At 69.9% G+C, this 12,107-nt stretch carries 12 protein-coding genes; 6 read left to right on the top strand and 6 right to left on the bottom strand.

All coding sequences use genetic code 11. From position 1 onward, the window contains the following. Positions 1 to 58: 58 nt before the first annotated feature. Complete coding sequence (gene clpB / locus DRB06_RS11470) at positions 59 to 2,761, bottom strand: ATP-dependent chaperone ClpB (RefSeq protein WP_111820015.1); 2,703 nt, start codon at positions 2,759 to 2,761, stop codon at positions 59 to 61. 245 nt (positions 2,762 to 3,006) lie between these two features. On the opposite strand from clpB, the gene DRB06_RS11465 reads away from it, so the two are divergent. The 6 genes from DRB06_RS11465 (at position 3,007) to DRB06_RS11440 (ending at position 8,613) form a co-directional block, all read left to right on the top strand. Continuing rightward, positions 3,007 to 3,738, top strand: a complete 732-nt coding sequence (locus DRB06_RS11465) for a hypothetical protein (protein WP_111820014.1) — start codon at positions 3,007 to 3,009, stop codon at positions 3,736 to 3,738. 124 nt (positions 3,739 to 3,862) lie between these two features. Beyond that, a complete protein-coding gene (locus tag DRB06_RS11460) occupies positions 3,863 to 4,552 on the top strand; it encodes a hypothetical protein (RefSeq protein ID WP_111820013.1) in 690 nt (229 codons plus the stop codon). Positions 4,553 to 4,585: 33 nt separating this feature from the next. After that, complete coding sequence (locus tag DRB06_RS11455; RefSeq protein ID WP_108969122.1) at positions 4,586 to 5,257, top strand: hypothetical protein; 672 nt, start codon at positions 4,586 to 4,588, stop codon at positions 5,255 to 5,257. A gap of 74 nt (positions 5,258 to 5,331) precedes the next feature. Further along, positions 5,332 to 6,042, top strand: coding sequence for a hypothetical protein (locus DRB06_RS11450; protein ID WP_111820012.1), 711 nt, complete (start codon positions 5,332 to 5,334; stop codon positions 6,040 to 6,042). Positions 6,043 to 6,111: 69 nt separating this feature from the next. Then, the gene (locus DRB06_RS11445) at positions 6,112 to 6,294 is read left to right on the top strand and encodes an Rv0909 family putative TA system antitoxin (RefSeq protein WP_108969126.1); all 183 of its coding nucleotides are present in this window, start codon (positions 6,112 to 6,114) and stop codon (positions 6,292 to 6,294) included. Between the two features lie 48 nt (positions 6,295 to 6,342). Next, positions 6,343 to 8,613, top strand: coding sequence for a prolyl oligopeptidase family protein (locus DRB06_RS11440; protein ID WP_111820011.1), 2,271 nt, complete (start codon positions 6,343 to 6,345; stop codon positions 8,611 to 8,613). On the opposite strand, the gene DRB06_RS11435 is transcribed toward DRB06_RS11440, so the two are convergent. The 5 genes from DRB06_RS11435 to grpE all read right to left on the bottom strand — a co-directional run. Further along, positions 8,614 to 9,318 (bottom strand): hypothetical protein, encoded by a 705-nt coding sequence (locus DRB06_RS11435; RefSeq protein ID WP_111820010.1) that lies wholly within the window; start codon positions 9,316 to 9,318, stop codon positions 8,614 to 8,616. It abuts the gene before it with no gap. 26 nt (positions 9,319 to 9,344) lie between these two features. Next, a complete protein-coding gene (locus DRB06_RS11430; RefSeq protein WP_111820009.1) occupies positions 9,345 to 9,896 on the bottom strand; it encodes a hypothetical protein in 552 nt (183 codons plus the stop codon). 80 nt (positions 9,897 to 9,976) lie between these two features. Further along, positions 9,977 to 10,486 carry a heat shock protein transcriptional repressor HspR gene (locus DRB06_RS11425; RefSeq protein WP_108969134.1) on the bottom strand — a complete coding sequence of 170 codons (510 nt, stop codon included), beginning with the start codon at positions 10,484 to 10,486 and terminating at the stop codon, positions 9,977 to 9,979. Further along, positions 10,483 to 11,508, bottom strand: a complete 1,026-nt coding sequence (locus tag DRB06_RS11420; RefSeq protein ID WP_073333915.1) for a DnaJ C-terminal domain-containing protein — start codon at positions 11,506 to 11,508, stop codon at positions 10,483 to 10,485. Before DRB06_RS11420 ends, DRB06_RS11425 begins: the two co-directional genes overlap by 4 nt. 68 nt (positions 11,509 to 11,576) lie before the next feature. After that, positions 11,577 to 12,107: nucleotide exchange factor GrpE (grpE, locus tag DRB06_RS11415; RefSeq protein WP_111820008.1), on the bottom strand; the 531-nt coding region annotated here is incomplete at its 5' end.

Genomic DNA, 12,107 nt, shown 5'->3' with positions numbered 1-12,107 from the left:
GTCGGCCCCGGGTGCCGTGTTGCAGCACCCGGGGCCGACGCTCCTGGATCCGGTCGGATCAGGCCACCGGCGTCGCCGCCGACGGCGCCCAGGCCTCCCCGCGGGCAGTCAGCGCCAGGCCGGCCAACACGCCCTCGGAGCTGACGTCGACGACGACTTCCTGGCCGTCGAGCACCTCCCCGGCCAGCAGCATCTTGGCCAGCCGGTCGCCGATCTCGCGCTGCACCAGCCGGCGCAGCGGCCGAGCGCCGAAGGAGGGGTCGTAGCCCTCGTCGGCGAGCCACTCGCGAGCGGCGTCGGTCACCGTCAGCGTGAGTCGTCGACCCTGCAGCCGCTCGGCCATGCGGGCCAATTGGATGTCGACGATCCGGCCGAGCTCCTCCTTGGTGAGCGCGTCGAAGATCAGCGTGTCGTCCAGCCGGTTGAGGAACTCCGGCTTGAAGGCGCCGCGCACCGCGGTCATCACCGACTCGCGCTTCTCATCCGGGGACAGCAGCGGGTCGATGAGGAACTGGCTGCCCAGGTTCGAGGTGAGCACGAGGATGGTGTTGCGGAAGTCGACGGTGCGGCCCTGGCCGTCGGTGAGGCGGCCGTCGTCGAGCACCTGCAGCAGGATGTCGAAGACCTCGGGGTGGGCCTTCTCCACCTCGTCCAGCAGCACCACCGAGTAGGGGCGGCGCCGCACGGCCTCGGTGAGCTGGCCGCCCTCCTCGTAGCCGACGTATCCCGGAGGGGCGCCGACCAGCCGGGCCACCGAGTGTTTCTCGGAGTATTCGGACATGTCGATGCGCACGATGGCGCGCTCGTCGTCGAACAGGAAGTCCGCCAGGGCCTTGGCCAGCTCGGTCTTACCCACACCGGTGGGGCCGAGGAACAGGAAGGAGCCGGTGGGCCGGTCGGGGTCGGACACGCCCGCACGGGAACGGCGTACGGCGTCGGACACGGCGGTCACCGCGGCCTTCTGGCCGATCAGCCGCTTGCCGATGGCGTCCTCCATGTGCAGCAGTTTGGCCTGCTCGCCCTGCATGAGCTTGCCGACGGGGATGCCGGTCCAGGCGGAGATGACCTCGGCGATCTCGGTGGGGCCGACCTTCTCCGCAATCATCGGCTCCGGGGCGGCCCCCTCGCGCTCGACCCCGTCCGGGCCGACGACGGTGGTGTCGGTGGCCTCGGCGTCACGGATCTGCTTCTCCAGGGCGGGCATCTCGCCGTAGCGCAGGCGGCCGGCCTCCTCGAAGCGGCCCTCGCGCTCGGCCAGGTCCGCCTTGGTGCGCAGTTCGTCCAGCTGCGCGCGCAGCTCACCGACCTTGTTGTGGCCGGCCTTCTCGGCCTCCCAGCGGGCATTGAGCGCAGTCAGTTTCTCCGAGGCGTCGGCCAGTTCGGCGCGCAGCCGCTCCAGCCGGTCCACGGCGGCGGGGTCGGCGCGGTCGCTCCCCTCCTCCAGCGAGTCGGCCAGGTAGGACTCCTCCATGCGCATGCGGTCCACGCGGCGGCGCAGCTCGTCGATCTCCACCGGCGAGGAGTCCAGCTCCATGCGCAGACGGGAGGCGGCCTCGTCGATCAGGTCGATGGCCTTGTCGGGCAGCTGCCGGCCGGAGATGTAGCGATCGGACAGGGTGGCGGCGGCCACGAGCGCGCCGTCGGAAATGGTGACCTGGTGGTGGGCCTCGTACTTGGGGGCGATGCCGCGCAGGATAGCGACCGTGTCATCCACGGAGGGCTCCCCCACGTACACCTGCTGGAAGCGGCGCTCCAGGGCGGGGTCCTTCTCCACGTGCTCGCGGTACTCGTCCAGCGTGGTGGCGCCGACCAGGCGCAGCTCGCCGCGGGCCAGCATGGGCTTGAGCATGTTGCCGGCGTCCATGGCTCCCTCCGAGCCGGCGCCCGCACCGACGACGGTGTGCAGCTCGTCGATGAAGGTGATGATCTCGCCGTCGGAGTCCTTGATCTCCTTCAGCACGGCCTTCAGCCGCTCCTCGAATTCGCCGCGGTACTTGGCGCCCGCGACCATGCCGGACAGGTCCAGGGCCACGAGCCGCTTGCCGCGCAGGGAGTCGGGGACGTCGCCGGCGACGATGCGCTGGGCGAGCCCCTCGACGACGGCGGTCTTGCCGACGCCGGGCTCACCAATCAGCACGGGGTTGTTCTTCGTGCGGCGGGAGAGCACCTGCACCACCCGGCGGATCTCGGCGTCGCGGCCGATCACCGGGTCGAGCTTGCCCTCGCGAGCCGCCTCCGTCAGGTCGGTGCCGTACTTCTCCAGGGACTTGTAGGTGCCCTCGGGGTTCGGGGAGGTGACGCGGGCGGTGCCGCGCACCTGCGGCAGGGCCTCGCGCAGCCTCGGGGCGGTGGCACCGGGGTCGGCCAGCAGTTTGGCGATGGGGTCGGCCGACGGGTTGCCGGCGGCCAGGCCGATGAGCAGGTGCTCGGTGGAGACGTACTCGTCTGCAAGCTGCTTGGCCTCGTTCCCGGCGGCCTCCAGCGCGGCCAGGAAGGCGCGCGAGGGCTGCGGCTGGGCGACGGAGGAGCCGGAGCTTGCCGGCAGCGACGTCAGGACGCGGCGGGTGGCCGCGCCCACGGCCTGGCGGGCCGCGGCGTCGGGGACGACGGCGGCGAGCAGGCCCGCGGCTACGCCGTCGGTCTGGGTCAGCAGTTCGGAGAGCAGGTGGGCGGTGTCGACCTGCGGGTTGCCCGCGGCGGCGGCCGCCTGCATGGCTCCGGAGATCGCCTCCTGCGAGCGGGTGGTGAAGTTAGTGTCCATATGGACCTCCTTGACGTGGGTGTCCGGACACAGGCGGTCCGGAGTTCTGCACGCCTCAACCGACGCAGCCTTGAGTCTATTCCACTCAACTTTGCGCAGGGATGCTCGTCGCATGAGTCCCGAATCACTACTTACGCAGGTGGGTAGTTCTCCCCGGGGGGAGCTCTACCCATTTCGTTATCTGCGACGCTTCCCTAGCGTGTTCAGCACGCACAGTCCGACGCAAAGAAAGATTGGAATCTCCCATGTCCCGCCTGTCCCGCCTGACCACCCTCGTAGCAACCAGCGTGACCGCCGTCGCCCTGACCGCGTCCATGTCCGCCTGCTCCTCCAACTCCGACGACGCCGCCGACCAGGGCTCCGACCAGCAGGTCACCACCACGGCCGACACGGACACCGGCTCCGACGACGCCGACGAAACCGAAGCAGCCGCCGAGCCGACCGTGCCCGACGGCTACACCCTCACCGAGGTGCCCGGCGCCGAGCTGTCCGTTCCGGTCCCCGACGGTTGGGAGGCGATCACCGGCGACGACCTGGCCGACAGCGAGCGGGTTGAGGCAGTCGCCTCGGCGCTCGGCTACACCACAGACCAGATCACGGCCATGATGGCGAGCATCGGGCTGTACGCCGCCGATACCAGCGGCACCTCGACATTCGCCGAGAACTACAACATTCAGGTGGTCGCAACATCTGTCATGCCCGGTGAGGCCGATTTCAACGACATGCTCACCGGTAGCGAGCAGCTGCCGGGCGTAAGCAGCCTCACTCCCGGCACCTTCAGCGAGCCGAAGACCGCGAGTGGCGAGGACGCCGCCATGCACACCTTCACGATGAACGTGGATTACGCGACCGAGCCGATCGAAGGGGCCTATCTGGCGATCCCCACCCAGGACGGCCAGACCGCTCTCATCACGATGGGCACCGCCTCTGCCGAGCGGACCCAGGAGCTGGCCGACGTGATCCTCGGCTCCATCTGATCCGTAACACATTGACGACTAATTCGTTACCGTTGGGGTGGGAACGCAGCCGGCGTTCCCACCCCAACGGCTCGCCGCCGCTGGTCAAGGCAATACCCGCCGCAATCAACCGCGAAGGACTCCCATGACTCGCCTGTCCCGTAGAACCGCTCTGACCACCGCATTCGCCGGCGTGTTGGCGGCCTCGCTCGCCGCCTGCTCCGACTCCGAGGACACGCAGAACACCGGCGCCGCCAGCCAGGAGGCCGGCGAGACCACGGCCGCGGCGGATGCGGACGGCGGTTCGGACTCGACCGCTACCGTCCCCGACGGGTACACCGCCGTGGAGATCCCGGACACCACCGTCGCCTTCGCGGTTCCCTCCGACTGGAACGTGCTCACCAGCGACGACGCCGACGACGAGCGCATCAATGCCTTCATTCAGTCCACGGGTCTGGATGAAGACACCGTGCGGCTGAAGCTCGAGGCGTACAGCGTATTTGCCGCCAGCGGCGCGGACTCCGACGCAACCGAAGAGCTCGACGTCCAGACCGACAGCCGCACGACCGAGTTGCGCTCGGAGGAGGAGATCTCCGCGGACATGGAGGAATACGGTCTCACGCCCGATGACCTCAGCGTTAGCACCGCGACTACGGGCAGCGGCGCCGAGGCCAGGCTCATGTCCTACTCCCTGGAGGTGGTCGAGCCGCAGTACACGAGCATGGTCAACGCACTCAACCCCGATGGCTCCGGGATCATCGTTTTCACCGTCACCAGCACCGACTCCGCCGAGCGCGCCCAGGAACTGGTTGACGCGATCCTCGGCTCCATCTGACCCGAAGCGTATTGAAGCGTATTAAGGACCCCTATGACTCGCCTGTCCCGAAGAACCGCCCTGACCACCGCATTCACCGCCGTGCTGGCGGCCTCACTCACCGCCTGCTCCGGCTCCGACAATGCGCAGAGCGCCAGCACGGCAACCACGCAGGAGACGCTACCGCCCAGCCCGGAGCCGAGCCCGACTCCCACCAGCGCGTACACCATGGTCGAGTTCCCCGATGGCAGCTACGCGATCATGATCCCGTCCAACTGGGCGTCCCTCACCAGCGACGACGCCGACGACGACGAGCTCGTGAACGCCTACGTCCAGGCCACGGGCCAGGATGCTGACACGGTGCGACAGAAACTCGAGACCTACCAGGTCATCTGCGCCGGCCCCGTGGACTCCGGCGAAACCGCGGAGATCACCGGCCAGGTCAACTATGACAGCGCCGAGTTGCCGATGGAGCCGGAGGTCATTCAGGAGCTGGAGGAAAGCGGCATCGAATACACCGACCTGCAAACCTCCACCATCGGGTCATACTTCGGGTTGCGCACCACCATGAGCTACACCGTCGACCAGGGTGGAACCCCGCAGTACGTTTCCAACGTCTACGTGCTCACTCCGGAGGAGAACGGCACGGTCACCGTGACGGCCTCCACTGATGTCTCCGCCGAGCGGGCGCAGGAACTGGTAGAGGACGCGGTCCCGCTGTTCTAGCCGTCGAGCACCGCCCACCACGCACTCGATAACCGAATCATCCGCCTATATCCGATCATGAAAAGGAATCACCCATGACCCGTTCCATCCGTCTACCCCGCCCGGTCACCCTGGCCACCACCGGACTGGCCGCCGTCGCCCTGACCGCGTCCATGTCCGCCTGCTCCTCCAACTCCGACGACGCCGCCGACTCCGCGAGCGCCGCCTCCGACCAGGAGGTCACCGCCACCGCGGATGCCGGCGCCGACACCACGGCCGACACCGATGACAACGCCGTCCCGGACGGCTTCACCTTGGTTGAGGTGCCGGACTACGACATCTCCGTGGCCGTCCCCTCCGACTGGGATACGCTCACCTCCGCCAACGCCTCCGACACCGAGCTGGTGGGACGCATAGCGCAAGCACTCAATGACTCCGAGGACGAGGTCATCGACGATCTGGAGGACACGCCGCTTACCAGCGTCGACACTGCCTCCGACTCCGGCGTCCCGCCGTACCTCGTCCTGGGCCGGGTCGATGGGGAGGGCGCGCTGCCGTCCGAGGACCAGATGCGGTCACTGGCGGACTCCAACGAAGCCGATGTCACCGGCTACGAGCAGACGACCTCCGGCAGCGGCGCCGATGCCGCCACCATCACCCTAAGCGCCTCCGAGGTCGGTACGCACTATTACCTGTCCGCCCTCGCCGTAGCGGACGGCGATGACGCCTACTACGCGTCGGTGATCGTCTCCGATTCCGAGGAGCAGCTCAAGGAGATCTCCGACGCCATGCTCGCCTCCCTCTGACCCGCAAGTGTCATACTGCACGGGTGGGATGCCGCTCGGCTTCCCGTTGGTCGACGAAAGGATGCGCTTATGGGACTCGATGACGTGAAGAAGAAGGCCGAGGGCGTCGTCAGCTCTGACAAGGTCGAGGAGGTCTCCGACAAGGTCCTGGACAAGGCCGCTCAGGCCGCCAAGAAGGTCACCGGCGGGAAGTTCGACTCCCAGGTCGACTCCGCTCGCGACGCCGCCGACAAGGCCATCGGCAACAAGTGATGCCCACTGCGGCATCGTCAGACACCGACCGGCCGTAGAGTCGGTCAGGTGACTACCGCGCCCGTTCCCCCTCCGTCCAATCTTGAGCCCGTCCCCGACTGGCTCGACGAGATCGAGGGGGAGCGGGCGCTCGCATGGGTGGCGCAGCGCAACGCCGCCACCCGCGCCGCCTACGACAACACCCCTGGATTTGCGGAACTGCGCGCCGACATCCAGGCGATTCTCGACGCGCCCGACCGCATCCCTCGCGCCGGCCAGGCGGTCGGTGCCCTGTACAACTTCTGGACCGACGCCGCCCACCCGCGCGGCCTGTGGCGGCGCACCACCTGGGAGGCCTACCGCGCCGGCGCAACCGCTGGTTCTGAGCAGACCGACTGGGAGGAACTGCTCGACCTCGACGCGCTCGGAGCCGCGGAGGACACCGCCTGGGTGTGGCACGGCGCCGCGGTGCTGCGTACCGGCCCGCGCGCCGGTCGGCGCGCCCTGATCACCCTGTCCGCGGGCGGCGCGGACACCGACGTCACCCGCGAGTTCGACCTGGAATCGCGTCACTTCGTCCCCACCGACCCCGACGGCGGAACCGGATTCCACCGCGATGCCTCCAAGGGCTTCCTGACCTGGGCCGACGACGACGGCGAGGCGGTGATGCTGGCCGACGACTTCGGCCCCGGTTCCCTCTCTCCGGCCGGCTACCCGCGGCAGGTGCGCCGCCTGCGCCGCGGTCAGAGCCCGCAGGAGGGAGAGGTGCTGCTCACCGCCGGGGCCGACGACGACGGCGCCTGGGCCTACCGCGATCCCTGGGGGCGCACCTGGCTGCTGACCCACCCCGACTTCTACACCGAGGAGTTGTGGCTGCTGCCCGACGGCGCCCCAACCCTGGCCGCCGCCGACGCCGAACGCTGCCTGGCCGACGCACAAACAGTGGTGGCGCCGGGCGCCCTGCACGTGGACGTGCCCGCATCGGCCGCGGTCACCCCCGCCTGGGACCTGTTGCTGATCGAGCTGCGCGAGGACTGGGAGACCACCGCGGGCTGCATCTATCCGGCCGGTTCGCTCCTGGCCGCCCCCATCGACGCCTTCCTCGACGGCTCCCGGGAGCTGACGGTGCTGTTCACTCCTACGCCGACGACTTCGCTCAGCGGCTTCACCATCACCGCCCATCACCTGGTGCTCACGCTCCTGGACGACTGTGTGACCACCTTGGAGGTGCTCACTCCGGCCGGCCCGGACGGCACCGGCCCCTGGCGGCGCCACCGCCCCGACCTGGGCGCCCTCCTCGGCGCCGCCACCGCCACCGGCGGGGAGCCCGCGGACCCGGCGGACCCGACGCTGCTGCGTCCCGGGCGGGCCCTGGTCGACGTGTCCGCAAGCGCCGTCGATCCGCGGGAGGACGACCGGCTGTGGCTGACCGTCTCCTCCTTCACCCGGCCCACCGCGCTCGCCGTCGGGGAGCTGGACGGGGTCGGGAAACTCGGCGCCGTCGAGGTGCTGCGGGAGGCGCCCGCGCGCTTCGACGCGAGCGGCATCGTCGTCACCCAGCATGTGGCCGTCTCCGACGACGGCACCCGCGTGCCCTACTTCCAGATCGGCCGACCCGCGCGGGACGACGCGGGCGCATCCCGGCCGGCCCCGACCCTGCTGTACGGCTACGGCGGCTTCGAGATTCCGCTCGGGATCGGCTATCTGCCGGTCACCGGCCGGGCCTGGCTGGAGCGCGGCGGCACCTACGTGGTGGCGAATACTCGCGGCGGCGGCGAGTACGGCCCGGCCTGGCACCGGGCCGGGCTCAAGCGCAACCGGCATCGGGTCTATGAGGACTTCGCGGCCGTGGCCCGGGCGCTGGTGGAGCGGGGCGTGACCATGCCGGCGCAGTTGGCGGTACGCGGCGGCTCTAACGGGGGACTGCTGGTGGGCGTCATGCTCACCCGCTACCCGCAGCTGGTGGGAGCGGTGGTGTGCGAGGTGCCGCTACTGGACATGCGCCGCTACCACCGCCTGCTGGCGGGCGCCTCCTGGGAGGCGGAGTACGGCAACCCGGACGATCCGGAGCAGTGGGAGTTCATCCGCGAGTTCTCCCCCTTCCACCTGCTGCAGCCGGGGCGCAGCTACCCGCCGGCGCTCCTGGTCACCTCCACGCGCGACGACCGGGTGCACCCGGCACACGCCCGTACCATGGCCTACCGCATGCTGGAACTGGGCCAGGACGTGACCTACTTCGAGAACAACGAGGGTGGGCACGGCCGCGCCGCCACCAACGCACAGCGGGCCTACATGCAGGCCCTGGAGTACGAGTTCGCCTGGCGGGCGCTGGGCGGCTAGTCAGCGGCGGGCGCGCACGACGCCGACGACGGTGACGATCAGCCCGGAAAGCCCGACCGCGCCAGCACCCAGTATCAACGCCGCCGCCAGTGGCACACGGTCGAGGTTCATGGGCGGGCCCACCACCAGGCCGGCGGTACCCGCGGGGCAGGTGACGGTGTAGGCGCCGCTGCGGGCGGGCGTGAAGGTGGCGTAGGGGACGCCAGCTTCGGGAGCATCCAGGGCAACCGCGGCGCCGTCGGGGTCGGTGACCGTACAGCCGGTGACCGCCGTCGCGAAGGTGCCGTACAGGCCTGCCGGGGTGCCGGATTCCAGGTAGACCACGCCGTCCTCACCGAGCGTCGCGCTCCGGGTCAGGGAGCCTCCCAGGACGGTCAACGCGCCGGTCAGCAGCAGCAATGGCGCAATCACCAGCATCAGCACCACTCCGACGCCGAAGGTGCGCCACCGGTGCGCCGGGCGGGCGGACCCGCGTGCGGAAGTGCCGGCGCCCCAACGGGTGGGCACCGGCCCGCCCGCCTCGATGGGGCTCCGCCGATAGGGATCGTTCGCAGATGCGGGTATTTGTGCGTCCGCCGCGGGACGGTCGCCGCCGGTCCCGATCGGCGGCTCCATGCCCTGCTCACGCAGGTAGGCGGCCAGTTCCTCCGGGCTCAGGCGCTTGCCGTAGCGGGGTTCGCCGTCGTCGGTCTCGTAGACGGCCACCGGTCCTCCGTGGTGCGCTGGCGGCGTCAGGCGGCCGGGGTGTCGGTCTTGGGCGCGCCGACCTTCGCCGCGATCTCAATGATCAGGCGCAGAACGAGGATGTTGAAGATGAACTGAGCGATGCCGAGGTAGCCGCTTGCTCCCTGCACCCCTCCACCGATGAAGAGAACCCTGAAGAATGCAAGGACATCGAAGTGAGTACTCAGTTCATCGATCCCAGACATAAAGGTGAACAGCCCACCGTTGATGGCGCTGGCGATCCACATAACGACATTCGCCACGAAGCCGACGATGAAGATCGTCTTGCCGTACTTGGAGGCGAAGTCGCGGGCGCCGTCGAACAGGTTGGTCATGAACGAGTCGGCCTTGGGCGCGGCGGGCTGCGCGTAGGAGCCGGCCTGGTAGGCGGCCTGCTGGTACTGGGCCTGGGCGGGCTGACCGGGCTGGGCCGCCTGCGCCTGCGGATACGAGGCCGGCTGCTGCACCTGCGGGGGGTATTGCTGCGGGTTGTAGCTGCCGGAGGCCGAGCCTGCCGACGGCGGGATGTACGGCTGTCCGGGGTTGGGGGGCTGGGTCATTGCACGCATTCCTTCACTTCGTGTTGCAGTATCGTGGTCAGCCTACCGCGGAGAGCCGGGCCGACGCCGCGAGCGCGGTCTCACAGCTGGTCCGTCCAGCCGCGGCGCACCACGATGGCGGTGCCGGGCCGGGTCGAGCCGGCGGCCGCCCCGTTTGCGGCACTCGGCGTGTCCGTACGCGGCCGAGCCCGCCGACCGGGAGGCACCGGGACGACCTGCACCTCGCCGTCGGCGGCCGCGGCGAAGACCCGTTCGACGGCGGCCTGGCGGGCGCGCAGGGAGCGGTTCTCCTCCTCCAACCGCTCCACGCGCCGCTCCAGGTCGAGGATGCGGCGGATGCCCGCCAGGTTGATGCCCTCCTGGCTGAGCGCCTGCACGCGCCGCAGCCGCTGAACGTCGCGGTGCGAGTAGCGCCGCCCCCGCCCGGAGGCGCGGGCGGGGGTGACCAGACCGAGCCTGTCGTACTGCCGCAGAGTCTGCGGGTGCATGCCGGCCAGCTCCGCAGCCACGGAGATGACGTAGACGGCCCGCTCGTCGGCATCCTCGGCGAGGAAGTCGACGCCCTGTCCGGTCAGCCGCCGCGCACTCACCGGGCCGCCTCCTGGGCGAGGCCCGCGCGCGGATCCGCCTCCATCGCCGCGTCAAATGCCTCCAGGGCGGCCTTGGCCTCCTTGGACAGCTTCTTGGGCACGGCCACCTGCACGGTCACCAGCAGATCGCCGGTCCGCTTGGAGGTGACGATTCCCTTGCCGCGCAGGCGCAGCACGGTGCCGGAGGAGGTGCCGGGCTTGATGCGCACGCGGCTGGTCTTGCCGTCCAGCAGCGGCACCTGCACGGTGGCGCCCAGCGCCGCCTCCTTGAGGGTGACGGGCAGGTCCATACGCAGGTTGGCGGTGTTGACCGGATCGATCGAGTACACCGGGTGCTTGGCCACCGAAATGGTCACCACCATGTCCCCGTTCTCGCCGCCGTTCGTACCCGGGCGCCCCTTGCCGCGCAGGCGGATCTTCTGCCCGTCGTGCACGCCGGCGGGAATGCGCACCGTGATGGTGCGCCCGTCGGCGGTGAGCTCGGCCAGGGTGCCGGAGACGGCATCGCGCAGGGACAGCGTGGCGTTGGTGAGCACGTCGGGCCCCTTGACCGGCTGCGGCTGGGAGGAGAACCCGCCGAAGCCGAAGGGACCGCGTCCGCGCCGTCCACCCCCGGCGCCCGCGGCACCGCCGAACATGCGCAGCAGGTCGTCGATGTCCTCCTGGGAGGCGCCGCCGGAGGTGGAGTAGCGCACGTTGGGTCCGCCACCACCGAACATGGAGGAGAAGATGTCCTCGAAGCCGGCGCCGCCACCACCGGAGCCGGAGGTGAAGCGCGCGCCGCCACCGGCCATGGAGCGGATGGCGTCGTACTGCTGACGCTCCTTGGGGTCTGACAGCACGGAGTAGGCCTCGCCGATCTCCTTGAACTTCTCCGCCGCGGCGGCGTCACCCGGGTTGCGGTCGGGGTGGTACTTCTTGGCGAGCGCGCGGTAGGCCTTCTTAATGGCGGCGGAGTCGGCGTCCTTGGCGACGCCGAGAACCGCATAGAAGTCCTTGGTCATCCAGTCCTGACTGGCCATGGCTCACCGCCTCCTTTCTGTTCCTGTTGAACTGTCCATTTGAACCGCCTAGTACGCAGCCTTCGTACTCAGGCCGGGTTGGCGACCTGAACGCGAGCCGCCCGCACCACGCGCTCACCGAGCTTGTAGCCGGGCTGCAGTACCAGCGCCACGCTCGGCTCGGTGACCTCCGTGGACTCGGTGGCCATGAGCGCCTCGTGCAGCTTCGGGTCGAAGACCTCTCCGACCTCGCCGAAGCGCACCAGGCCGAACTTGTCGGCCAGTATCTGCTCCAGCTTGTGGGCGGTCGTCGCGAAGGTGCCGGTCAGGTCGCCGTGCTGGCGGGCCAGCTCGATCTCGTCCAGGACCGGAATGAGGGTCTCGACGACGCTCGCCTGCCCCGCCTCGCGGTGCCCGGCCGCGCTCTCGCGCGAACGGCGTACGAAGCCCTGGTACTCCTGCTGCAGGTTGTACAGGTCGGCGCGGGCACGGGCCAGGTCGTCGGCCGCCTGCGCGGCCTGGGCCCGGGCCTGCTCCAGCTCCGAGGGCGCCTCGACGTCGGTGCCCGCGTCCTCCGCTCCGTTGCCGCCCGCCGGGGCGGCGCCGCCCTGGGCCGCGGA

It is taken from the genome of Actinomyces sp. Z5 (assembly GCF_003287795.1).
GTDB lineage: Bacteria > Actinomycetota > Actinomycetes > Actinomycetales > Actinomycetaceae > Actinomyces > Actinomyces glycerinitolerans.
This window is presented reverse-complemented; position numbering and strand designations above follow the sequence as displayed.

Bases quoted from the DNA above. Each gene is read 5' to 3' on its own strand.
- clpB (WP_111820015.1), bottom strand. From the start codon at position 2,761: ATGGACACTAACTTCACCACCCGCTCGCAGGAGGCGATCTCCGGAGCC.
- DRB06_RS11465 (WP_111820014.1), top strand. From the start codon at position 3,007: ATGTCCCGCCTGTCCCGCCTGACCACCCTCGTAGCAACCAGCGTGACC.
- DRB06_RS11460 (WP_111820013.1), top strand. From the start codon at position 3,863: ATGACTCGCCTGTCCCGTAGAACCGCTCTGACCACCGCATTCGCCGGC.
- DRB06_RS11455 (WP_108969122.1), top strand. From the start codon at position 4,586: ATGACTCGCCTGTCCCGAAGAACCGCCCTGACCACCGCATTCACCGCC.
- DRB06_RS11450 (WP_111820012.1), top strand. From the start codon at position 5,332: ATGACCCGTTCCATCCGTCTACCCCGCCCGGTCACCCTGGCCACCACC.
- DRB06_RS11445 (WP_108969126.1), top strand. From the start codon at position 6,112: ATGGGACTCGATGACGTGAAGAAGAAGGCCGAGGGCGTCGTCAGCTCT.
- DRB06_RS11430 (WP_111820009.1), bottom strand. From the start codon at position 9,896: ATGACCCAGCCCCCCAACCCCGGACAGCCGTACATCCCGCCGTCGGCA.
- DRB06_RS11420 (WP_073333915.1), bottom strand. From the start codon at position 11,508: ATGGCCAGTCAGGACTGGATGACCAAGGACTTCTATGCGGTTCTCGGC.